Annotated in this window: 22 protein-coding genes; 10 read left to right on the top strand and 12 right to left on the bottom strand. The window is 64.5% G+C overall.

Annotated features, from left to right (window positions below; genetic code table 11):
- A partial coding sequence (locus QRQ56_RS38025) for an integrase arm-type DNA-binding domain-containing protein (RefSeq protein WP_438746882.1) occupies positions 1–517 on the bottom strand: 517 nt, incomplete at its 3' end.
- 497 nt (positions 518–1,014) lie between these two features.
- Positions 1,015–1,788: an outer membrane protein gene (locus QRQ56_RS38020; protein WP_438746881.1), complete on the bottom strand. Its 774-nt coding sequence runs from the start codon at positions 1,786–1,788 to the stop codon at positions 1,015–1,017.
- A 148-nt stretch (positions 1,789–1,936) separates the two neighbouring features.
- Here QRQ56_RS38020 and QRQ56_RS38015 point away from each other — a divergent pair, with 148 nt between their 5' ends.
- Complete coding sequence (locus tag QRQ56_RS38015) at positions 1,937–2,710, top strand: SDR family NAD(P)-dependent oxidoreductase (RefSeq protein ID WP_438746880.1); 774 nt, start codon at positions 1,937–1,939, stop codon at positions 2,708–2,710.
- Between the two features lie 150 nt (positions 2,711–2,860).
- Here the strand turns inward: QRQ56_RS38015 and QRQ56_RS38010 are convergent, their stop codons facing one another.
- The 4 genes from QRQ56_RS38010 to QRQ56_RS37995 all read right to left on the bottom strand — a co-directional run bounded on the left by QRQ56_RS38010 (position 2,861) and on the right by QRQ56_RS37995 (position 5,260).
- Positions 2,861–3,538: a hypothetical protein gene (locus QRQ56_RS38010; RefSeq protein WP_438746879.1), complete on the bottom strand. Its 678-nt coding sequence runs from the start codon at positions 3,536–3,538 to the stop codon at positions 2,861–2,863.
- Between the two features lie 131 nt (positions 3,539–3,669).
- Entirely contained in the window at positions 3,670–4,152 is a 483-nt protein-coding gene (greA, locus tag QRQ56_RS38005; protein ID WP_438746878.1) for a transcription elongation factor GreA, read from the bottom strand.
- Between the two features lie 61 nt (positions 4,153–4,213).
- Positions 4,214–4,708 (bottom strand): hypothetical protein, encoded by a 495-nt coding sequence (locus QRQ56_RS38000; RefSeq protein WP_438746886.1) that lies wholly within the window; start codon positions 4,706–4,708, stop codon positions 4,214–4,216.
- A 216-nt stretch (positions 4,709–4,924) separates the two neighbouring features.
- Complete coding sequence (locus QRQ56_RS37995) at positions 4,925–5,260, bottom strand: hypothetical protein (protein WP_438746877.1); 336 nt, start codon at positions 5,258–5,260, stop codon at positions 4,925–4,927.
- A 332-nt stretch (positions 5,261–5,592) separates the two neighbouring features.
- On the opposite strand from QRQ56_RS37995, the gene QRQ56_RS37990 reads away from it, so the two are divergent.
- The 4 genes from QRQ56_RS37990 (at position 5,593) to QRQ56_RS37975 (ending at position 8,458) form a co-directional block, all read left to right on the top strand.
- Complete coding sequence (locus QRQ56_RS37990) at positions 5,593–5,826, top strand: DUF3551 domain-containing protein (protein ID WP_438746876.1); 234 nt, start codon at positions 5,593–5,595, stop codon at positions 5,824–5,826.
- 385 nt (positions 5,827–6,211) lie between these two features.
- Positions 6,212–6,628: a RidA family protein gene (locus QRQ56_RS37985; protein ID WP_438746875.1), complete on the top strand. Its 417-nt coding sequence runs from the start codon at positions 6,212–6,214 to the stop codon at positions 6,626–6,628.
- 322 nt (positions 6,629–6,950) lie between these two features.
- On the top strand, positions 6,951–7,667 hold the full coding sequence (locus tag QRQ56_RS37980; RefSeq protein WP_438746874.1) for a hypothetical protein: 717 nt from the start codon (positions 6,951–6,953) through the stop codon (positions 7,665–7,667).
- A gap of 167 nt (positions 7,668–7,834) precedes the next feature.
- Positions 7,835–8,458, top strand: coding sequence for an inner membrane-spanning protein YciB (locus QRQ56_RS37975; protein WP_438746873.1), 624 nt, complete (start codon positions 7,835–7,837; stop codon positions 8,456–8,458).
- 136 nt (positions 8,459–8,594) lie between these two features.
- Here QRQ56_RS37975 and QRQ56_RS37970 read toward each other — a convergent pair whose 3' ends face one another.
- From QRQ56_RS37970 to QRQ56_RS37960, 3 genes are all read right to left on the bottom strand, one after another.
- Positions 8,595–9,485 carry a transglycosylase SLT domain-containing protein gene (locus tag QRQ56_RS37970; RefSeq protein WP_438746872.1) on the bottom strand — a complete coding sequence of 297 codons (891 nt, stop codon included), beginning with the start codon at positions 9,483–9,485 and terminating at the stop codon, positions 8,595–8,597.
- Between the two features lie 430 nt (positions 9,486–9,915).
- On the bottom strand, positions 9,916–10,434 hold the full coding sequence (locus tag QRQ56_RS37965; RefSeq protein ID WP_438746871.1) for a hypothetical protein: 519 nt from the start codon (positions 10,432–10,434) through the stop codon (positions 9,916–9,918).
- 221 nt (positions 10,435–10,655) lie between these two features.
- Positions 10,656–12,203: an acetolactate synthase large subunit gene (locus QRQ56_RS37960; protein ID WP_438746870.1), complete on the bottom strand. Its 1,548-nt coding sequence runs from the start codon at positions 12,201–12,203 to the stop codon at positions 10,656–10,658.
- A 255-nt stretch (positions 12,204–12,458) separates the two neighbouring features.
- On the opposite strand from QRQ56_RS37960, the gene QRQ56_RS37955 reads away from it, so the two are divergent.
- Both QRQ56_RS37955 and QRQ56_RS37950 read left to right on the top strand, forming a co-directional pair.
- Positions 12,459–13,034: a L,D-transpeptidase gene (locus QRQ56_RS37955; RefSeq protein ID WP_438746869.1), complete on the top strand. Its 576-nt coding sequence runs from the start codon at positions 12,459–12,461 to the stop codon at positions 13,032–13,034.
- 208 nt (positions 13,035–13,242) lie between these two features.
- On the top strand, positions 13,243–14,058 hold the full coding sequence (locus QRQ56_RS37950) for a DUF2927 domain-containing protein (RefSeq protein ID WP_438746867.1): 816 nt from the start codon (positions 13,243–13,245) through the stop codon (positions 14,056–14,058).
- A gap of 185 nt (positions 14,059–14,243) precedes the next feature.
- On the opposite strand, the gene QRQ56_RS37945 is transcribed toward QRQ56_RS37950, so the two are convergent.
- Positions 14,244–15,368 (bottom strand): threonine synthase, encoded by a 1,125-nt coding sequence (locus QRQ56_RS37945; RefSeq protein WP_438746866.1) that lies wholly within the window; start codon positions 15,366–15,368, stop codon positions 14,244–14,246.
- A gap of 323 nt (positions 15,369–15,691) precedes the next feature.
- Between QRQ56_RS37945 and QRQ56_RS37940 the strand changes: the two genes are divergently transcribed.
- The 3 genes from QRQ56_RS37940 to upp all read left to right on the top strand — a co-directional run bounded on the left by QRQ56_RS37940 (position 15,692) and on the right by upp (position 18,989).
- Positions 15,692–16,948, top strand: coding sequence for a GTP cyclohydrolase II (locus tag QRQ56_RS37940; protein WP_438746865.1), 1,257 nt, complete (start codon positions 15,692–15,694; stop codon positions 16,946–16,948).
- A gap of 7 nt (positions 16,949–16,955) precedes the next feature.
- Entirely contained in the window at positions 16,956–18,194 is a 1,239-nt protein-coding gene (locus QRQ56_RS37935) for a URC4/urg3 family protein (protein ID WP_438746885.1), read from the top strand.
- A gap of 165 nt (positions 18,195–18,359) precedes the next feature.
- A complete protein-coding gene (upp, locus tag QRQ56_RS37930; RefSeq protein WP_438746864.1) occupies positions 18,360–18,989 on the top strand; it encodes a uracil phosphoribosyltransferase in 630 nt (209 codons plus the stop codon).
- A gap of 197 nt (positions 18,990–19,186) precedes the next feature.
- On the opposite strand, the gene QRQ56_RS37925 is transcribed toward upp, so the two are convergent.
- Positions 19,187–20,299, bottom strand: a complete 1,113-nt coding sequence (locus tag QRQ56_RS37925; protein ID WP_438746863.1) for a M48 family metallopeptidase — start codon at positions 20,297–20,299, stop codon at positions 19,187–19,189.
- A gap of 3 nt (positions 20,300–20,302) precedes the next feature.
- Entirely contained in the window at positions 20,303–21,457 is a 1,155-nt protein-coding gene (locus QRQ56_RS37920) for a DUF898 family protein (RefSeq protein ID WP_438746862.1), read from the bottom strand.
- Positions 21,458–21,504 lie beyond the last annotated feature (47 nt).

Here is a 21,504-nt window from a genome sequence, read left to right as displayed (position 1 = left end):
CTGCCGCCATGATTTGCCGTCGCGTCAGCTCGCCGATAGCGAGATCGAAATGATCCTTGAGACCGCGTCGCAGCGCCGACATTGCTGGTTTCCAGTTGACGACCTGGCGTCCGGTCAAGGACGTTTCGTAGGGGCCATCTTCAATGATCAGGATCGCCAGCGTCGTGCATTGCTTGTCGGCGAGCTTTTGCCGCATTACCTCGCGCTTGGCGTCGTTCGGATCCACCCCCTTGACCACCTCGGCAGCGGCGATGGTAGCGGCCTGGCGTGCGGCCTTCTCGTTGAACTTGGGCCACGCGCCTAGCGTCTTGCGTTGGGTGCCTTTCATCCCAGGCTTGGTGAACATGTAGACCCAGGTCCGGCCGCCAGTCGCGCGCATCCTGATCGCAAGCCCTGGCTGCTCTGTGTCGTGGAGATAATGCTGCGACTTGCCCGACGGCAGCGTGGACGCACGGATCGCCGCGTCAGTGAGCTTCAGGTGGTTCTCGGGCCTAAGATCTTTACCGTTCGTTTCCATCGATCCTGCCCTTCTTCCTTGTGCCCCGGGGCACATCGAGGGGAGACCCAAAAACGGATCAGAAACCGTTCCCTTCGCGTTCCCGGCTCTGGTGTGCCCCAAGGGAAAAACTCACCGAGGGCACAGCCAGGGCATACAAATTGTAGCAGGGCCTGCTATGGCCCGTTGTGGCCCCATATGGCCATAAATCCCTGCTGCGCCAGGGTTTTTAGAACTTCACTATGGCCAAATTTGGTTGGCTGTGGTCTACGGATTGTGGTTCACACGGGAGAGGTCCAAGGTTCGATCCCTTGTGCGCCCACCACGCTTCGCCAAGAGGCTTCGCGTGGCGCCGCCACGCCCGATGATGGCGAAGCCGCTCCGTCAAAACATCGAAAACAACCCCATGCACAGTAGCCGACGCCAGTCGGATCAAGGGGTTACGGGTTTGCCGAATCGGCCCTGTCGCGGCGAAAGAGCCGCGGGCGGCAGATCGGCCTTTACGGGGTTCCCCGCCCCTAATATTTGGCGATGATGGGACCGCCAAAGCGGTAGTTCAGCCGCACCAGCCCGATGTCGACATCCTGCCCGATGCGCTCCCTGCGCGTGAGGGTACCGATGGGCACGCCGCCAAAACCGGTCGAACCGGTGAAGGTGACATCGCGATGGCCAAGGAAGATGTGGTCGTACTCCACGCCCAGCGTCCAGTTCGGAGCCAGGCCGAATTCGAGGCCGCCACCGATGACGCCACCCCACCGCGTTTCGCTGGACCGATCGAACTCCACGCCGGTGACGACGTCGTTGGTGCGATATCTGTCGGACACCGCCGCGCCGCCGCCCTTCACGTAAAGCAGGACATTGTTCCAGGCGTAGCCGACCTGGCCGGTGATCAGGCCGAACGCCTCGATATGGGAGCGGTTGCGAAGGCCGGTGGGTGCGAAAAGCACCGTCGAGATGTTGTCGCCCGTGAAGTCGGCCCAGTTGCCCTGGCCTTCGACGCCGAACACCCAGTTGGCCGACTGCCAGCGAAAACCGATCTGCCCGCCCGCCGTGCCGCCCGTGGCATCGTGGCACCCTTCGGGGACGATGACGCCGAGCCCGGGAGAAATGAAATCCCAGCACTTGCGGGCCGACCCGCCGCCGCCGTTGACGCCGATGTAGAAGCCGCTCCAGTCGTAGACGGCGGCAACCATCGGCGGCGCCTTGGTGTAGGGACGGGCCGCAAGATCGGCGGCACCTGCGCTTGTGCAGGCCATCCCGAATGCTGCAACGGACAACAGGAACTTCTTCATCAGCGTCCCCCGAATCTCATGCGTCATGCAATGCGGCCGATCTTATCGATTTCTGAGTGGTTGTATGTGATCCGCATGCAACATACCGGCGCGACTTTGCCGCGCCGGGCGTCGTAGACTGCGCGCTGAAATATCCGAGGAGAACCGCATGGCGACCATCTTCATCACCGGCAGCGCCGACGGCCTCGGCAGGGCGGCGGCGCAATCGCTGCTGGATCAAGGCCACCGCGTGGTGCTGCACGCGCGGTCGGCCGATCGCGCCGACGCGCTTGGCGAAGTGAGGTCGCATGCCCTGGGGATCGTGGTCGGCGATCTCACGAGCGCAGCCGAGACCAGGGGGATTGCCGATCAGGTCAACGCGATCGGGCGCATGGACGCGGTCATCCACAATGCCGGCGTCTACACGCGGCCCGGCCGCGGCGCGACGGCGGAAGGTCATGCCGAAACGCTCGCGATCAACACGCTTGCGCCCTACATGCTGACGGCGCTGATCGAGCGGCCCGGCCGATTGGTGTATCTCAGCAGCGGATTGCACCGGGGCGGCGAAGGCTCGCTCGACGATCTCGACTGGACCAGGCGCCCGTGGGATGCGGCCAAGGCCTATGCCGAAAGCAAGCTGCACGTGGTCGCGCTGACCTTCGCGCTGGCGCGGCGCTGGCCGAACGTCCTCTGCAACGCCGTCGATCCCGGCTGGGTGCGCACGAAGATGGGCGGCGCCGGCGCGCCGGTCGATATCGACACCGGGCAGCGGACGCAGACTTGGCTCGCGGCAAGCGAGGATCCCGCCGCCCTGGTGACGGGGTGCTACTGGCATCACCTCGAGCAGCAGCAGCCGGCGCGCGAGGCGACCGATCCGAAGTTTCAGGACGAGCTCATCGATCGATTAAGCAAGCTGACGGGGGTTGCGCTGTCCGAGGCTTAAAGTTCGCTTTATCCACGTCATTGCGAGCGCAGCGACTTGTCCGCCGAAGCCTTGGCGAAGGCGGAAGCAATCCAGAAATCTTTCCGCGGAAACAGTCTGGATTGCTTCGTCGCAAGGGCTCCTCGCAATGACGGCGGAGAGAGCGGCGGCCTACACCGCCCGCCCCGGCCGCAGCGCCGTGTAGAGACCGACGAGGGTTCCGATCGCGGCCAGCGCGGCGGCCAGCAGCACCTGCAATTCGCCGTCGTCGGTGGGGCCGACGGACGACACGATCCTGGTCACGATGACGAACAGAATGCCGACGGCGGCCGCGGCACCCACGCAGAGGTAGGCGAGCTCTCGCGTCAGACTGCGGCCGAGCAGTCCGAGCGCGGTGAAATACATCGCGCAGGCGTTGGGATGGATGAACAGGGCGATGCGCGCGTAGGCGCCATAGGCGTCAAACAGGGACTCGCAGCGGCGCAGCGCCGCCTTCGAGGCCACCCGCTGCAGGAACGGCCTGAAGAAACGCGCCTGGCCGTAGCTGAGAACGGCGCCGAGGATGATGGCGAGCCACGCCACGAGGAAGACGGAGCCATCCGCGGCCTTCGGGTTGAGCGCCACCGACATCAGGATGAGAGCGGTGCCGGGAAAATAGCCGAAATACGGAAAGACCGCTTCGAGCAGCACGCAGACGAACATGAAGGCCGGAAACCACGCCGACCCCGTCGCGCCGTGAACGATCGCGTTCAGGTCGAACAGCGCCGTCCGGTACAGGACGAGGTACATGCACATGGCCAGGAGAGCCAGCGCGTAGAACGGCAACGCTCCCGACAAAAACCGTCTCATCCAACCATCAAGCTTCGTTTGGCGGAGACGACGGCCTCGCGCTGTGTGCGGATCCTGCATTAGGCGAAGGACACTGCTGCTGTCGAGTACGCGCTTTGCCACGCGACCGGCGCAACGCGCCCCGCGCCTTGCTACCCGATCGACAGGATCTCGATCTCCTGCGCGCCGGCGCCCACGACGTCGCCGACCGCCTTGCCCATCAGCGACTTCGCCACCGGCGCGACGAACGAGATCGTCCCCGCCTTCGGATCGGCCTCGTCCTCGCCGACGATGCGATAGGTCTGCACCCGGCCGTCGGCGCGGCTGAAGGTGACGGTGCTGCCGAAGGCGACGACCTCGGTCGTAGCCGGATCGGGAACGAGCTGCGCGGTGCGCAAGCGTTCCGTCAGATAGCGGGCATCGCGCAGCGGCACGGCCGATTGCCGGCGCTTCTCGTTGACGTCCTCGATGGCTTGCGCGGCTTCATAGGCCTCGCGAGCCTGCTGCAGCTCGGTCTGCAACGCCTTCAAGCCGGCCTCCGTCACGAGGTTCGGATGCGGCGAGATCGGGCGATCCGGCAACAGCGTCTCGGACGCGGTTTCGGCGCTTTCTTCCTTGGTAAAGGCGACGCTCAATTCAAGAATCCTGTCGAACTGTCCGGGCTGGCAACGCGAGGCGCCGCCGGTTAACGCCGGACTATATCTCAAGTTCGACGAAACGACGGAGCTTGAAGACGAGGTCCGGCATGGCCTGGCGGAACCGGGTTGCGTTCGGGAAGCTGGTCGAGAACGGCGCGAAGGTGAGCATGGCGTTCCAGTGACGGTAGCCATAGACCGTGACCGAGACGCCGTCGGCAGGGAAATCCTCCAGCTTGCGCAGCTCGCCCAGCACGAGATCGGCGATCGCCTCGGCCGGCAGCAGCTGCTTGCCGTCCCGTGTCGTGACGATCTTTGCGGGCGGCTCCGCCGGCTCGACGGCGGGCGGCACAGCGCTGGGCGCCTCCTCCGGCTTGGCCGACTCGGCCGATTTCAGATCGGCAGCGGGCGGCGCATCCGCGTCCACCCCGTTCGACGGGACAGTCGGCGGTCCTTCGGTGAGCGGCGGCGGTGCAATGGGGTCTGCGCGCTTGTTGCCCCCCAGGATGCTGCTGATCATGGCCACAAGGCCAGCATCCTTCACGTCGTCACTCATCATTCCCCCCGGGATTCGGCCTAGTCTAGCATTGCGCTCGCAGACCGCCACCCGGGATGTGACGTCCGAAGCCGCCCGGCAGGGGCGGTTCGTCGCAGGACGTTCGTCTCAAGTCGTCCGTCTCGAGCCGCTTGGCGCAAACCGTTTGGCGACCGGACCGTTGTCTAGAGGGCACCGGCGGCGCGAGGCTGAGCTCCCGCGCCGCTGTGCGATCCGTCACTGCTTCTCGAACGGAATATACTGCTGGTACTGCTTGGGCACCGAGCTGCGGTAGCGCGCCGGCACGGTGCCGCTGTCGACGGAATGATCGATCTCCTGCTGCCGCGTCATCTTCTTCTTGGCCGGCTTCTTCGACGCGCTCTTCTTGGAGTCGGAGGCCTGGCCGGAATTGTCGGTGGTCGCAGCCGGAGCCGTCGTCGCGGCGGGCGCCGTGGTTGTCGCCGCAGGCGCCGCGGTCGCACCGGCAGCCGGTGCGCTCTGCGCCGGCGCGAGCGATGTTTGGGCGAGAAGCGCCAGCGCTGCTGTCGCAGCCAGCAGATATGATTTTTGCATCAGAACCTCCAAAAATGACCTGACCCGAATGAGAAAGCGCGAGCCTTGATGAAGAAGCGCGAGCCTTGCGGGGAGCACGCGGGCAAGTCCAATGACGACAAGTTCGAGCACGATAGGCGAAAGGCCCGTCCCGAACTGTGGCCGAGATCACATTGCTCGCCGCGGCTTGGCGCATCATAGACGCATGTCGAACGTAATGCCCACTGCGGACACCAAGACAAGTACGACAAAGTGTCGGGCATATCCCGGAACCCGCAGATCGAGCTGCGTGTTCCCTCATTCAACTGCCCTTGTTGAACCGCTCTTGCAACTCTTCTCGAATGGAGACTGAAATGCGTCGCACCATCCTCACCCTTGCCTCGTTCGCCGCCCTGATGGCCGCGATGGCCCCCACGGCCCAGGCCCACCCCGCAAACGATAGATATTGCCTGCAAGGCCGCATGTGGGGCTATCCCGGCAACTGCCAGTTCGCGAGCTATCAGCAGTGCCAGGCCACCGCCTCCGGCACGTCGGCCTATTGCGGCATCAATCCGCGCTACGCTTATTCGCAGCAGCGCTTCTACTGACGACGTTGCGGCGTTGCGCGCATCACGCGCACGCCGCCACATTTTTTACGCAACGGCGCATCGTCGCCGAGGTCTTCCTCGGAATGATGTTCGGCGACAGTTCATCTGTGCTATCGCAGCGTCCGCAATGGATGCCGGTGCGCGCTCGGCCAGGGCGATCCACTGCGTTGAGCGGGTGGCGCGAGATGACGAGGGCCGCTCGCATCATGCGGGCGGCCCTGCTCGCAATGACGAGACGCTCCGCTTTACGTCCGGCAGGCGACGTCGAAACCGACATGCCATCATGTCGGCATTAGGCCAGAAGCCGAAGTTTCCCTTATATTGAGGTGGTTTATTTGCAGAGCGGTGGCGTCGCTGATTGGGCCACCCTGACCAGGGAGCGCCCATGAGCCGCCGATTACATTCTCCGAGCGGAATCTTTGACAGCCTGCGCTATGGTTTCGCGCAAGTGGCAGTGATCCCGACGCCCTTCGGTGACACCGTGCACGTGTCCGGCCAGGTCGCCTGGGACGCCGACCGAAAGGTTGTGGGCGCGGGAGATATCGGGCGCCAACTCCGCAAGAGCCTGGAGAACCTTGCCGTCGCACTCGCATCGGTAGGCGCGAAACTCGATCAGGTCGGTGCATTGCGGCTCTACATCAAGCAAAGCCATATGCACGAGGGCGAGGCCATTAGCGGCGCACTCAGAGCGATGTTCGGTGACAATCCGCCGTGCGCGACATGGATTGGAGTGCCGAACCTCGCGAACGACGAATTTCTCGTCGAGGTGGAACCATCTGTCGTTTATCTTGCAAGGGCGTAGGGATTAAAGGCAACGCGTCTTGCCCGACAATATCCGCTACGGGTCAAAGCTGACTGTCCGCGGGCAGCGCCAGAAGTCAGCTAAGGGCCAAAACCGGACATGTTTCTCCATGCCGTGAGAAATGGCTGTCAGCCAGCGGGCTCGATTAACGAGCAGTAAAAAGCAGAGCAGAGAACGAACAACCGCAGCTAACCAGTTCGACAACCTTAAGTATGGTATGCAACACGAATGACTACCCGCGCCGAGCTGCAACATCCGTGAGCCTGTCCAAAGCCTCTGCGAAAGGCGCGGTGGCAATACTTGTTGATCTGGGGCCGTCCAAGTGATGTCATTTTCGCGTTTTGCAGCGGTGCTTGCGATGGTCGTCGCGCTTGCGGGATGCGGCAGAAGTGAGAGCTACCGCTATAAGCTGACGTTGGTCGTCAACACCCCTGACGGTGTCCGGCGCGGCTCTACCGTGACGGAGTGGGTGTATTGGGAAGTGTCCATTCCTGCACGCGGAACCCCGCACAAGCTTCGCGGCGAAGCACTGTATTTGGATCTCGGACCGGGCGCGAGGCCGCTAATCGCCTTGCTGACAAGTCACCTTCACCCAAAAGGCGGCATGACTTACTGGGATTGGGGGGCAGGTTATCTGCTCTCTCGGCTCTATGGCCTATCTACAGAGTTCGGGACCGACGCCGCTTTCATGGATCACATTGCACGTCTTGGCCGCATGCGCGGTCTGCGAAGGATTAGTCCCGCAGACCTGCCCGATCTCGTGACTTTCGCTGACATCAACGATCCGAGGAGCGTGATCGAGATCGATCCAAACAATCTCCAGGCGACGGTAGGTCCCAACATCACTTGGAACGAAATTACGCTTGAAATGACCGACGAGCCGATCACGACGGGAATCGAGAAGAAGCTGCCTTGGATCCCTCAATATTTCGAGAAGAATTTGAGACTGGATGGAACCGACCACGGGGCCAAAAGGGATATAGCGAACCAGTTGAGTTGGGCCGACTTCGATCAATCGGGCGCTCTGAAAAGGCACTAGTAGATCGCGCCGATCACCCACGGGCGGCCGCTTTGGGTCAAAAGCCGACTGTCCGCAGGCCGCGCCAGAAGTCAGCTAAGGGCCGCTACCCGACACAGCACCAAGGCCGGCGACGCTTGCGCCGAATTAGCCTTTGGTTGTAGGTTATTGCGAACTAAAGCCTTTGGTTGGGGCCCTATGGGGGGTTTTTAAGAGCAGCCAAGTTCCTGCTTCTCGACCTTGCTTCAACGATCGTCTTTCTTGGGCTGTATCTCCTCACGCACAATACTGTTCTTTCCGTCGCCTTGGGCTCGGCCTTGGGCGTCATCCAAATTGCGAGTCAGCTTGTTCGGCGAAGGCCGGTCCACAGTATGGAATGGCTGAGCTTGTTTCTTGTCGTCGCCGCAGGTTCGGCAACCATCATCACGGACGACCCGCGATTCTTGCTGTTCAAGCCAAGCGTGATTTACGTGATCGTGGGGATCGTCATGCTGAAGGCGGGCTGGATGGTTCGCTATCTGCCTGCCGTTGCGAAGGCCGTGTCCTCCGATGTCGCTATCGTCGTGGGCTATTCCTGGGCGGCCCTCATGTTCGTGTCCGCTGCCGTCAACGCATTGGTGGCTACCACATGCACTGTTCAGACGTGGGCGATGGTCATGCCAGTCTTCGGTATCATCAGTAAAGTCGCGATCTTCGTCGGCGGCTTTCTTGCCATACGGCTCACGACCATTCGCCGCATCCGCAAGATGCCCGCCGACGAGCGTGAAGTTCTGCTCGCCGCGACCGGAGTGCCCATGGCCAGGTCGGCTTAGGTCACAAGCGATTCCTGGCGAAGGCTCTGATGGGTTGGCCATGCACCATGAGCGGACTTGGTCTATCCAGCCGGATCTGTTTCTTCACTGCGGCAAAAGGCAATGCAGGCGTGGCAGGGCTTTGCAGGCAACCGAATTATGGGGTCGCTGCCGCAGCGGCGGTCGCCAAATATTTCGAGTAGAACTCGGCGACCCGGCCGCGCCACATGCCGACGAATGCCTCTGACGTCACGTTGTCCACCGACTTCCAGCTGCGCTTGAACGCCGGGAGTGCATTGCCCCAGATCGCGCGCTTGCACCACCGCTCGCCCTTCTCCTTGCCTTCGCCGGTGGCGCACATGGATTTCCAGGCGGCGCGCGCGGGCTGGCTGATGTGCTGAGCGGCGCCTTCCCAGCCCTGCTGATGGATCAGATAGAGATCGCTCATGTCGGGCGTCCGGTGCGTGATCCACCCGAACTGGACGCCTTCGCTAATGATCTTGTAGGCGGCAGCAATGGCGTTGTCGCGCGGATTGCGAATCTGCCCGGAGCCGAACTTGCCGAACTCGTAGTAGCTCAGCTGAAACAGGCCGATATACGACCCGGTGCGTTGACTGGGATTGAAACCGGATTCGATCTTGGCAACCGCCATCATGAAGTTGACATCGAGACCAAACGCGTCGGCAGCGCGCTTGATCTCTTCGGCCGGCGTTCCGAGCGGGATGTCCTTGAACGCGCGCAAGACTGTCTCCGCCGGCTTCTCCGCGGGCGGCAGTTCGGACCAGACATAGTAGGTGAGATAACGGAAATCCGGCGTCGACGCCGCTTTCGGAGCACCGTCCGACGCATCGCTTGCTTGCGGCAGCGATTGGACGATCTCCTCTCCCAACGACGCCAGTTTTGGCCCGGCGGGACGATCGGCGATTTCGGCCCCGGTGCTCGACGGCGCGAAACTTGCCGACGTCACCGCGTCGAGCTCTGCTCGTTCGGCCCGAAGCGCTGCCGCAAGTCTGGACGATGCGTCTGCGTACAGCGCAGGCGTCACCATATTCGCGGGAGGCGTCGTGATCGCGGGAGCCGCGATGTTCGCTGCCGCTTGCGGCATGACATCCGGCACCGTCGCTGCCGGTCTGTTACCGGCGGCCAGATAAAGCCCCACGGATGCGAGCACAGCCGCGATGCAGCCGGTCTGCCAAACCTTCATTGCCCGAAGTCCAGGGATGGCTTCCGTACAAAGGCTGTTCGCATGGTCCTGCGGCCTGTGGATGACCCCTCTTGGTAGAATCTTAAGGTTTAAATGTGGTGAACGGGAGCAGGTCTTCAGCCTCGCCGATCGCCGGATTTGTCCCGATTTGAGTCACAACCGGCCCCTGACGGAAGACGCTCAAGGGGTGGGCCATGGGTCAAAAGCAGCCAGACCGGCGAGGCCAAGCAGCTTCCGCTTCGTCCTCGACATCGGGCGTGGACGAGCCCGCGCCCTAATGCGCCGCGCCTAATCTGAGCTCCTCCAGCCGCGTGGCAAGCCAGCGCGACAACGCATCGTCGACGGCGCCGCTGACATAGACCTCCGACTTCGTCACCCCGCCCTTGTCCAGCACCAGCAGCACGCCGATCCAGTAGGGAAACCAGACATTGACGTCGGTCAGCGCGCGCAGCTTGTGCTGATCGTGCTCCAGCGGCGTGTGATTGGCGGCCGTGCGGATCTCCACGGTGAGCAGATTGTTGGGAATCTCGCGCTGATGCACGACGACATCAGGGTAGATCGACTTTCCCAGATGGTCGTCGGTCGAGATGATGGTGCCGTGCGGCAGATGCAGCGTGCGCTCGCCGAGCCGGTCGTAATTGCAATCGACCGACCAGCCGGCGAACTGCTTTTCGAGATACACGGCGAAGCGGTGCGTCACCGCGCGCTCGCCGATGTCCTTCTCGAACAGGAAGCCTTCGTGGGCGTAGAAGTCCCGGAGCGCCGCGATCACCTTGTTCAGCTCGCTCTGCATCGTGCCCCCCGATCTATCATCATGAGGAGCACGCGTGCGCCCCACAACCTCGATGTCGTCCCGGCCTAGTGTGCAACTGCGCACGGGCGCCGGGACCCATACCGCGAGGTCTATCGAATGCGCACGACGCGCGTACCGGACCTCTAGTCTTCGCCAAACCTCTCCCTGGGGTTATGGTCCCCGCGTTCGCGGGGACGACGAGAGAGCTTGGCCAATCAGATTTACATCAGCACTTCGATCAGCCGCGGGCCCGGCTCGGCGACGGCTTCGGCCAGCGCCTTGTTGAACTCGTCGGCATTGCTGACGGCGCGGCCCGGCACGCCCATGCCCTTGGCGAGCGCGACGAAATCGAGCGTCGGCCGATCGAGGCGGAGCATGTCGTTGGCGCGCTGGCCGGGTTCGCCGGCGCCGACATTATCGAACTCGCCGCGCAGGATCTGGTAGATGCGGTTGGCGAACACGATGGTGACGATGTTGAGATTCTCGCGGGCCTGGGTCCACAGCGACTGGATCGTGTACATCGCGCTGCCGTCACCGACCATGGTGATGACCTTGCGGTCCGGGCAGGCGATCGCGGCGCCGATCGAGAGCGGCGTCGAGAAGCCGATCGAGCCGCCCATGTTCTGCAGCCAGTCATGCGGCGCGGCGGCCGCCGTCGGCGGGAAGAAGGCGCGGCCGGTGGTGAGGGACTCGTCCACCATGATCGCGTTCTCGGGGATCGCGTAGGCAATCGCCTGCGCGATCGAGGCGTGGGTCAGCGCGCCGGTCGGCTTGACCAGTTCAGCCACGGCATGCGGCTTGACGTCCTTGGCGCTGGCCTTCACGGCGCCGGCGAGCGCTTCCAGCGCTGCGACCGAATTCTCGCCCCAGGAGGTCATGCGATGCACATCGCAGCCCTCGGGCTTGAGCATGCTCGGCTTGTTCGGATAGGCGAAGAACGCGACGGGATCGTCGGACTCGACCAGCACGATGTGACGGAACTTCGCCAGCATCGGCAGCGCGTTCTCAATCACGTAGTGGATGCGGTCGATCGAGTAGCGGCCGCGGCCGCGCGCCATCTTGGGGCGGAAGGTCGGACCCATTACGGTGCAGCCGGTCTTGGCGGCGATGCGCTCGGCCAGCGCCAGGCCCTGCTCGCTCAGCGCGCTGCCGGTCATCAGCAGCAGCGTGCCCTCGCCGTCGCCATGCAGGATCTTCGCGGCCTGCTCGACCGCCTGCGGCGAGTAGCTGGCGCGCTGCTGCTCGGCCGGCACCTCGGCGATGCCGTCGGCCTCGTTCCAGGCGGTGTCGGCGGGCAGGATCAGCGTCGCGATCTGCCCCGGCGCGCTCTTGGCGGCGGCGATCGCCGCGGCGCCGTCGGCGGCAACCGACTTGGAGTTCGGGGAGGTCCGGACCCAGGACGACATTGGCCGGGCCAGGCCCTCGATGTCGGAGGTCAGCGGCGCGTTGTAGTCGATGTGGTAGACGGCGTGCTGGCCGACGATGTTGACGATGCCGGAATTCGCCTTCTTGGCGTTGTGCAAATTGGCAAGGCCGTTGGCGAGGCCGGGGCCGAGATGCAGGAGGGTCGAGGCCGGCGAGCCCTTCATGCGGTAATAGCCGTCGGCCGCGCCCGTCACCACGCCCTCGAACAGGCCGAGCACGCAGCGCATCCCGGGGACCCGGTCGAGCGCTGCGACAAAATGCATCTCGGAGGTTCCTGGGTTGGAGAAGCAGATGTCCACCCCGCCCTTGACCATCGTCCGCACCAGGCTTTCCGCACCGTTCATTCTTTTTGCTCCGCAACCGGTCTTTTCAGGTGATTTGTCCGATCGATCATTGTTCGCAAGGCCCCGTCAAAGCAAGTGCCGGCATCGCGGCCCTGCCCCGCGCGACGATGCGCCGGCGCTGTTCGGCAAATCGTGGTTGCCGATTTGGTAACGCCAACCGGCGGAGAGACCCTGCCTCACGGGGCCGTGGCTTGCGAAAAGCCCGCAAATATGGCCTGTGGCGTGTGTTGAATCGATTTTTTGCTGGGGGAAACAATGATCCGGTTTTTTGCCGCTCCGATTGCCGCCATCGCACTGCTGGGGGCGGCCACTGGCGGCGCGCTCGCCGAGGAGTTCGACTCGCGCGACATCATGGGCGGCGGCCCGAACTTCTTCCGCGGCGGCTCCAGCCCGATCCCTCGCACCACCGTCATGTACAACGGCACCTACGCTCCCGGCACGATCGTGGTGAACACGAGCGAGCGCCGGCTGTATCTGGTGCTCCAGAACGGCCAGGCGCTGCGCTACGGCATCGGCGTCGGCCGCGACGGCTTCCGCTGGGGCGGCGTGCACAAGATCACCGCCAAGAAGGAATGGCCGGATTGGACCCCGCCCTCGCAGATGCTGGCGCGCCGGCCCGACCTGCCGCGCCACATGAAGGGCGGCATCGACAATCCGCTCGGCGCCCGCGCGATGTATCTGGGCTCGACACTGTACCGCATCCACGGCTCCAACGAGCCGGAGACGATCGGCCAGGCGGTCTCCTCGGGCTGCTTCCGCATGACCAATGACGACGTCAGCGATCTCTATGGCCGCGTCGGCGTCGGCACCACCGTGGTGGTGCTGAACTAGGCGCGACTGCCGTAGGGTAGGCAAAGCCTGAGGATCGCGCGAATGCGCGGTCCGCAGGCGTGCCCACGATTTCGAGATGATGGGCACGCTCTGCTTGCCCACCCGACGATACTGTAACTCTCTTGCGACAGACGACGCCGGGAACCCGCAGGGCGCGTAAATCTGCGGCCTTGTGCGCGCCACGTGAATGCGGCAGCGTCGCACGACGATGAGCGCATTGAATCCGTCCTCTTCCGTCCTTCGCGCCGCCCTGCTGGCGGTCGCGGTGCTCATCTGCATGCCCGACGTCGGGGTAGCGGGCGCCGCGAACGAATTGCCCGCGATCTCCTCACGCCAGCGCGCCGAGAAAAAGAACTTCACCGACGCCGAGATCATGGACGGCTTCCTGAAGACGGCGTTCGGCGCCGAATATCATCTCGCCGGCCGCGTCGACCGCATCCGCAAATTCGACGGACCGGTGCGCGTCTACGCCGAGAGCGACCGCGCCGACCGCAAGGCGCAGCTCGCAAAGGTCGTAGCCGACATCGGAAAGCGCGTGCAGCATCTCGACATCGCCATGATCGCGACCTCCGACGCGGCGAATGTGCGCGTGAAGCTGGTGCGTGACCGCGATCTGTTCCGCACCATCTCGAGCTTCTACGGCGCCGAGAAGGCGCGCGAGATCCGCTCCTCGCTCGACCCGCAATGCCTGTCCGGCTTCCGCAAGAACGACAATTTCGAGATCGAGCATTCAGACGTCATCCTCACCGTCGACAACGGCGACTTCACCTTCCTCGACTGCGCCTATGAGGAGCTGCTGCAATCGCTCGGGCCGATCAACGACACCGCGAGCGTGCCCTGGACCATGTTCAACGACAACGTCTCGATGGGCTATTTCGACGTCTACGACCAGTACATCCTCAATGTGCTGTACGACCCCCGCATCAAGCCCGGCATGACGGTCGCGGAGGTCAAGGAGGTGCTGCCCGCCGTGCTCGCCGACGTACGTGCCTGGGTGAAGCGGGTGAACGATTTGAAGGACTGACCTTCGCGCACTGACGTTTCTCTTCCCTCTCCCCTTGTGGGAGAGGGTGGCTCGTCGCGCAGCGGCGAGACGGGTGAGGGGTATGCCTCCGCGAGTTCAATGCCCATTTGAATGTCCGGAGAGATACCCCTCATCCGGCTCGCGCCACCTTCTCCCACAAGGGGAGAAGGAAGAACACACCACCTCTACTGCACGAGATCAGCCACCGTCGTCGCGGCCTTCAGGCCCGTGCCGGTGAGCACCGCGACCGTGGTCTCGCTCGCCTTGATCGATCCGGCGGTGGAGAGTTTCTCCAGCGCGGCGGCTGCGCTGGCGCTGGTCGGCTCGGCGAACAGGCCTTGCCGCGCAAGTCGGCGCAAGGCGGCGACGATCTCATCCTCGGTGAGCGCGACGGTGCCGCCGCCGCTCTCGCGCAAGGCGCCGATGATCTCGCGCAGGCGCAGCGGGTGCTTGATCGCGGTGCCCTCCGCGATGGTCTTGCTCACCTCACGCGCGACGGGCGCATCGACGCCGGCCTGAAAGCTCGCATCGATCGGCGAGCAGTTGAGCGGCTGCGCCGCGAACAGCCGCGGCAGCTTCGAAATCTGCCCGGCCTTCTTGAGCTCGCGGAAGCCGAAGGCGCAGCCGAGCAGGCTCGAGCCGGCGCCGACGGGAACGATGACGTTGTCCGGCGCGCGGAAGCCGAGGTCTTCCCAGATCTCATAGGCCAGCGACTTGGTGCCTTCCAGAAAGAAGGGCTGCCAATTGTGGCTTGCATAGAAGGTCTGGCTCGACTGGCGGATGGCCTCGGCCTCGGACTCCTCGCGCGGGCCTTCGACGAGCTGCACCTCGGCGCCGTAAGCGCGGACCTGCGCGATCTTGGCCGGCGACGTCGAGGCGGGGGCGAGAATCTTCACGCGCATGCCGCCGGCCGCGCCCAACCCCGCCATCGACGAGCCGCCATTGCCGGAGGAATCTTCGAGGATCGCCGAGACGCCGATCTGGCGCAGGAAGGACAGCATCACCGCCGAGCCGCGGTCCTTGAAGCTGCCGGTCGGGTTGAACCATTCGAGCTTGAACATCGGGCGCAATTCGCCCCAGTCCTGCTGGACCAGCGGCGTGCAGCCCGTGCCGAGCGAAATCGGATCCTTGATCTCGACCGGCAGCGCTGCCCGGTAGCGCCAGAGCGAGCGCGTGCGCGTGTCGATATCGTCGCGCGTAATCCCTGCCCCCGGCGTCACCAGCAGCGGCGTGCGCTCGTCCGAGCACCAGCGCGGCTGGTCGAGCGGGTAGAGCTGTCCGTTGCGGGGATCGATGTAGCTGGCGGGCATGGGAGTCTCCGGGGCAGGCCGATCCGGTCGATATGTCCGAATATGCAGGTTTTATCCAGTGGCCTGTTGAGCCCGCGACGGCAGCGCCCGCCCCTTCAAAAATCCGAATGATTACATAGTTATAGGGTCTGTTGCAGCGCCGTTGGCCGATCGGAGCGCGCGCTTGCATGGGCCCTGGGCCGGCGCGCACGATTAACTTGTCTGTCGTCGCCCGGGGTTACAATATGTTGGATTGAGCTTGCGTCGCCTGTGTTCCGAAACGGTGCCGCAAGCGAGCCAGGCCCGTCCGAGCGGCGGGCCGTTGGCTTTTTGGGAGCCTGGACATGAGCCGCGCGAACCGTACCGACCACATCCGCCTCACCTCGCATCCGGAGCCGGGCAAGAAGTCCGCCTTCCCGATCCATTGGGGCGCGGCCGATGCGCGGGCGCGTGGGCCGATCATCGGCACGGTGTCGCGCGCCGGGGATCGCAACGTGATCGGCAGCCATGGCGGCTCCTATGCGATGTACCGCGCGCTGGCCGTCTCCGCCGGCGCGCTCGATCCGATCCGCAGGCCCGATCTCACCAACACGTTTCCGGCCGCGACCATCGGCCCGTTCGAGCAGTGGCGCGATCCCGCCAAGATCGTCGCGCTCGATCCCTGGGGGCATCTGGTCGCCGAGAATTTCGGCAAAGACATCGCGGAAGGCGTCGACATCCGCCCGAGCATCGCGGTGACGCGCGCAAGGCTCGACCTTCCGGAGATCCGGGAGGCGCTCGCCGCCAAGCGGCTGCGCGCCGACGGCGAGGTGGTGCACGCCAATGGCAGCGTCTCCGTCGTGAAGATCGCGATCGATCCGGTCTGGTATCTGCCCGGCCTCGCGGAGCGCTTCGGCACCGGCGAGACCGAGCTGCGCCGCACGCTGTTCGAACAGACCGCCGGCATGTTCCCGGAGCTGGTGACGCGCCCCGACATGAAGGTGTTCCTGCCGCCGATCGGCGGCACCACGGTGTACATGTTCGGCAATGTGACCAAGCTGCCGGACCATCGCACCAAGATCACCTGCCGCGTGCATGACGAGTGCAACGGCTCCGACGTGTTCGGCTCCGACATCTGCACCTGCCGCCCCTACCTCATCCACGGCATCGAGGAATCCGCGCGCGGCGCGCAGGAGGGCGGGCTCGGGCTCGTCGTCTACAACCGGAAAGAGGGCCGCGCGCTCGGCGAGGTCACAAAATTCCTGGTCTACAATGCGCGCAAGCGCCAGGAGGACGGCGACGCCGCCGCGGCCTATTTCGAGCGCACCGAATGCGTCGCCGGCGTGCAGGATGCGCGCTTCCAGCAGCTGATGCCTGACACGATCCACTGGCTCGGCCTGAAGCGCATCGACCGCTTCCTGTCGATGAGCGACATGAAATACGACGCACTGACCTCGCAAGGCATCGACATCGTCGAGCGCGTGCCGATCCCGCTGGAGCTGATTCCCGCCGACGCCCATGTCGAGATCGCCGCGAAGAAGGCGGCCGGCTATTACACGACCGACATCGCGCCCGAGAAGGACGTGGACGGCGTGGTCGGGCGCTCGCTGGAAAAATACTGATCAGCCGATGTCGGATTCTTTGGAACGAGAGGCCCGCTCGCTGCTCAGCGCAGCAGCGGTTCGCGCGCGTGCGGGGCAAATGCTCGAGACCGGCCTTGCCGGCGGCCTGAGCCATTTCACTGTCGATCTCGACCGCATGGACGGTGTCGCGGAGGCGGTGCTCGCGGTGACGCGAAAGGCCTATCCGACGCTGGACGTTCCCTTCCACGCGCGATGGCGGCACTTTGTGCTGGGCGGCGTCGATCGCTGGGCACGACTAGCCGACGCGACCTCGTGGCCGGATCGTGCCGCGCGGGCGCGGGCTGAATTCGACCTCGCGATCGTCAGCGTGCTGCTCGATGCCGGCGCCGGTGCTGCCTGGCGGTACCGTGATGGCGCGACGGGGGCAGACATAGGCCGATCGGAAGGGCTTGCGATCGCGAGCCTCGACATGTTCACAAGCGGACTCTTCTCGCGCGATGCGCGCGCGCCGTTCAGGGCCGATGCGGATGTGCTCGCGCAACTCCCCCTCGCCGCCCTCACCTCTGCGTTTCAGGTCAACGAAGCCAACCCTCTGCTTGGCCTCGAAGGGCGTGCGGATCTGCTGCGGCGCCTCGGCACGCATATTGCGAACTATCCAGAGATTTTTGCCCAACTCGACGCCCCACGGCCGGGCGGCCTGTTCGATTACATCGCAGCACGAGCTTACGACGGCGCCATTGCCGCACCGGTGATCCTGTCGGCGGTGCTGAACCACCTCGGGCCGATCTGGCCGTCGCGGCTCGAACTCGCAGGCATTCCGCTCGGCGATTGCTGGCGCCATCCCGCGATCAAGGCGAACGACTCCACAGAGGGCCTTATGCCACTGCACAAGTTGTCGCAATGGCTGAGCTATTCGCTGATCGAGCCGCTGCAGCGTGCCGGCATCGAGGTCACAGACATCGACGGCCTGACCGGGCTTGCCGAATACCGCAATGGCGGCCTGTTCGTCGATCACGAGGTGCTGCGCCTGCGCGATGCCGCCGACGCCGAACGCGCGCATGCCGTGGATTCGCTGCTCGTCGTGGAATGGCGCGCGCTGACGGTGGCGCTGCTCGACAAGCTGGCCGAATTGGTTCGCGCAAAACTCGGCCGCACGCCGGAGACATTGCCGCTCGCCAGCATTCTGGAAGGCGGCACCTGGGCCGCCGGCCGCGCCATTGCCTTTGCACGCCGTCCCGATGGTTCACCGCCGCTCAAGGTGATCAGCGACGGGACGGTTTTCTAAACCCTCTTCCCTTGTGGGAGAGGGTGGGCTTCGCGACAGCGAAGCCGGGTGAGGGGTTCTCTCCGCGGAGCATCTCTCACTGGAGTTCGCGGAAAAAGACCCCTCATCCGGCGCTTCGCGCCACCTTCTCCCACAGGGGGAGAAGGGAAGAAGCAAGAGCATCCCATGGAAGGCGTCACGATCGTCGATCATCCGCTGGTGCAGCACAAGCTGACCCTGGTGCGGGACAAATCCATCTCGACAAAGTCGTTCAGGGAGCTGATCAAGGAGATCGGCATGCTGCTGTGCTACGAGGTGACGCGCGATCTTCCGCTCGCCGACACCGTCATCGAGACGCCGCTGGCGACGATGCATTCGGCCAAGATCGCCGGCAAGAAGCTGGTGTTCGTGCCGATGCTGCGGGCAGGCACCACCTTCGTGGACGGCATGATGGATCTGGTGCCGACCGCGCGCGTCGCCCATATCGGGCTCTACCGCGAGCCCGAGAGCTTTGCGGCCGTCGAGTACTTCTTCAAATCGCCGTCCGATCTCAGCGAGCGCCTCGCCATCGTGGTGACGCCTGTCGTCGCCACCGCCAACACGGCGGTCGCCGCGATCGACCGGCTGAAGGAGCGCGGCGCGAAGGATATCCGCCTCGCCTGCCTGATCGCGGCCCCGGAAGGACTCGAGCGGTTGCGCGGCTTGCATCCGGACGTGCCGATCTGGACCGCGGCCGTGGACGAAGGTCTCGACGAGACCGGCTTCATCGTGCCCGGCCTCGGCGACGCCGGCGACCGCGCCTACGGGACGCGGTAGGGTGTCTCCATCGCGGTGACGTCGGAGCAAGCGCCTCGTCCTTCGAGACGACCGCTGCGCGGTCTCCTCAGGATGAGGCTCGGCGGCAGCTTTGCCAGTGAAACCTTGATGCCACGCACTCAATCCTCATCCTGAGGAGCCCGCAAAGCGGGCGTCTCGAAGGATGGCAGCAAGCGAGCTTCGCGCCACGCCGCGTCTCAAATCTTCCCGCTGCCGCAGATCAGCTTCAACGACTGCCATTCCTTGTCCGTCAGCAGCGGCGGGCCTGAGGCCGGGCGGTCTTCTTTCGTCATGCGGGCGAGGCGGTCCTCGGTCAGTGGATGGCTGGCGAGGATCGTCGTGAGCTTCGATCCGCCTTCCTTGCCGGTGATGCGGTACATCAGCTCAAACGCGGGTTTTGGCGAGCGGCCGAGCTTGTGCATGATCTCGATCGCGAACGTATCGGCGGCGGTCTCGGCCTCGCGCGAGTAGGAAGCCTCGACCACGTTGCGCGAGGCGAAGATCACGGCCGACGAGCCGGTGACGTCGCCGAACAGCAGGCCGATCAGAAACGACGTGCCGCCGTTGTAGATCAGCCCGCGCATGTTGTCGTAATGCTTGAGATGACCGAGCTCGTGGGCGAGGATGCCGGCGAGTTCGTCGGGGTTTTGCGCCTTGTCGATCAGCGCATTCAGCACGTACACCTTGCCGCCGGGTAGCGCGAACGCGTTGGGGATCGTGCTCGCCAGCACGCCCGCGGCCATGGAATCGTCGTCGAGGCCGGCGGCATCGCGCAGGCGATTGACGAGCTTGACGAAGGCGGCCTTGCCGGCGGGATCTTCACACGCCTTGCCGCCGAAGATGGCCTTGACCTGGACTTCGGAGGCGTCGCCGATGCGCCGCTCGATCGGCTTTGGCACCAGCGGCGCGAGACGGTCGGCCGCGAGCGGCACGCCGAACAGCACGACGCTGACGATGGAGACGGTGGCAGCCACCGACCAGCCGACGATCTTCGCGACACCGCGGCGCGAGGTCCGGTGCTCGTCGAGCCGCATGCAGCGAGCGGTGACGTCGGCCGCCAGCACCGCGTCGCGGATTTCGAGCCGCGCCAATGGCGCAGCGCTGCTGCAGCCCAGGCGCAACAGTCCGGGCGGACTGTCGGCGCGGCGAATGTCGGCATAGGACCAGCGAACAGGCGCCCCGCCCTCCTCCGCGATCTCTAGCGCATCAGCGAATGTCAACGTCACCTGCCGCCGGCGGCTCGACGTGCCGTCGAAGAAGATGGTGGGCTTGACGGATTGCGCCGGCACCTCGGCAGATATTTCACTCACAGCCTAGAATCCCGCAACATCGAGCCCGTCGGCAAAACCTTCGCCGAGCGCGCTGGCGAGCTCGCCGCTGCCGCGCACATCCGCCGCGGCCGCGATGTTGTGCACCTCGACGGTTTCCAGCACCTTGGCCCAGAGATCGCGCTGGAGATAGACGCGCATCACGATGTTGATCGCAAGCGCCAGGGCGAGATAGCCTACCACCATCATCACCACCATCGGGATGCTCGTGACGGCATTGTCGGAGCCGAGCATCTGATCGGCCGGAACGCCGCTGAGCTGGACGATCAGCAGGGCACCGCCGCCCATATAGGCCGAGAAGGCCATCGTGAGCAGCATCCACCAGCCGATCATTTTCCAGTACAGGCCATAGAAGGCGTCATGAGGCAGGTTGGAGGACAGGCTGACGCCGCCGATGCGGATGCCGTCGAGCCACCAGCGCCACTGGCGCGCCTTGAACTCCGCATAGAAGAACGGCGCGAGCGGGAAGATGAAGACCGCGATCGGGCTGAGCAGCCACAGCCACCAGGCGCGCTTGAAGAAGGTCCAGCCGTCGCCCTCGAAATCGCCTGAGAGATCGCCGTAATGGCTGTGCTGCATCTTGTAGCGTTCGAGCGCGGCCTCGCGCCAGGGTAGCGCCAGGCCGAGCGTCAACAAGACGAGCAGGCCCCACGCCATGGCGCGGAACGAATAGGCCCAGCCCGAGCCGTCCATCCAGAAGCGGACGCCACGCCAGACCGTGCGCGTCAGCCGATAGCGCCGCGCGCGAAAGATCGCGAACTGGCCGAAAGCGTAAAAGCCGAGGAACAGCGGCGTCGAGGCAAAGCCCTGCCAGCGCTCGAACTCGATGCCGATCAGGAAGTAGGCGAGATAGATCGGCACCAGGATCGCGAGCGCGAACAGGAAGCCGACCAGCAGCTCCTTGGCACGGCCGGTATATTCGGCGGCATCGCCGTCGATCGCGGTGTTCGCCCACAGATGGCGGCGGATGTCGGTGACGAGCCAGAACCGGTAGAAGCCGAAAGTGACGAGCTCCAGCATGGCACCCTTGGTGACCATTTTCCGGAACTCGGTGCGGTTGCCGGAGAAGTCGACCCGCGTCGGTGGCAACGGCGGCGGAAGGGGCTCGGAGCCGAAAGGGGTCCATTGCATGTCGTTCACGGCGGCAACCTCGGGATGCGGTCTTGGTCCGGTCAAACTATAGATCA

The organism is Bradyrhizobium sp. U531, assembly GCF_051710265.1.
Lineage (GTDB): Bacteria > Pseudomonadota > Alphaproteobacteria > Rhizobiales > Xanthobacteraceae > Bradyrhizobium.
Note: the sequence above shows the minus strand (reverse complement) of the source record. Positions and strands in the feature narration are given on the sequence as shown.

What these genes read in the sequence shown, in the direction of transcription:
- QRQ56_RS38020 (WP_438746881.1), bottom strand. Translation starts at nt 1,788, where the DNA reads ATGAAGAAGTTCCTGTTGTCCGTTGCAGCATTCGGGATGGCCTGCACA.
- QRQ56_RS38015 (WP_438746880.1), top strand. Translation starts at nt 1,937, where the DNA reads ATGGCGACCATCTTCATCACCGGCAGCGCCGACGGCCTCGGCAGGGCG.
- QRQ56_RS38010 (WP_438746879.1), bottom strand. Translation starts at nt 3,538, where the DNA reads ATGAGACGGTTTTTGTCGGGAGCGTTGCCGTTCTACGCGCTGGCTCTC.
- QRQ56_RS38000 (WP_438746886.1), bottom strand. Translation starts at nt 4,708, where the DNA reads ATGAGTGACGACGTGAAGGATGCTGGCCTTGTGGCCATGATCAGCAGC.
- QRQ56_RS37995 (WP_438746877.1), bottom strand. Translation starts at nt 5,260, where the DNA reads ATGCAAAAATCATATCTGCTGGCTGCGACAGCAGCGCTGGCGCTTCTC.
- QRQ56_RS37990 (WP_438746876.1), top strand. Translation starts at nt 5,593, where the DNA reads ATGCGTCGCACCATCCTCACCCTTGCCTCGTTCGCCGCCCTGATGGCC.
- QRQ56_RS37985 (WP_438746875.1), top strand. Translation starts at nt 6,212, where the DNA reads ATGAGCCGCCGATTACATTCTCCGAGCGGAATCTTTGACAGCCTGCGC.
- QRQ56_RS37970 (WP_438746872.1), bottom strand. Translation starts at nt 9,485, where the DNA reads ATGGTGACGCCTGCGCTGTACGCAGACGCATCGTCCAGACTTGCGGCA.
- QRQ56_RS37965 (WP_438746871.1), bottom strand. Translation starts at nt 10,434, where the DNA reads ATGCAGAGCGAGCTGAACAAGGTGATCGCGGCGCTCCGGGACTTCTAC.
- QRQ56_RS37960 (WP_438746870.1), bottom strand. Translation starts at nt 12,203, where the DNA reads ATGAACGGTGCGGAAAGCCTGGTGCGGACGATGGTCAAGGGCGGGGTG.
- QRQ56_RS37955 (WP_438746869.1), top strand. Translation starts at nt 12,459, where the DNA reads ATGATCCGGTTTTTTGCCGCTCCGATTGCCGCCATCGCACTGCTGGGG.
- QRQ56_RS37950 (WP_438746867.1), top strand. Translation starts at nt 13,243, where the DNA reads ATGAGCGCATTGAATCCGTCCTCTTCCGTCCTTCGCGCCGCCCTGCTG.
- QRQ56_RS37945 (WP_438746866.1), bottom strand. Translation starts at nt 15,368, where the DNA reads ATGCCCGCCAGCTACATCGATCCCCGCAACGGACAGCTCTACCCGCTC.
- QRQ56_RS37940 (WP_438746865.1), top strand. Translation starts at nt 15,692, where the DNA reads ATGAGCCGCGCGAACCGTACCGACCACATCCGCCTCACCTCGCATCCG.
- QRQ56_RS37935 (WP_438746885.1), top strand. Translation starts at nt 16,956, where the DNA reads ATGTCGGATTCTTTGGAACGAGAGGCCCGCTCGCTGCTCAGCGCAGCA.
- upp (WP_438746864.1), top strand. Translation starts at nt 18,360, where the DNA reads ATGGAAGGCGTCACGATCGTCGATCATCCGCTGGTGCAGCACAAGCTG.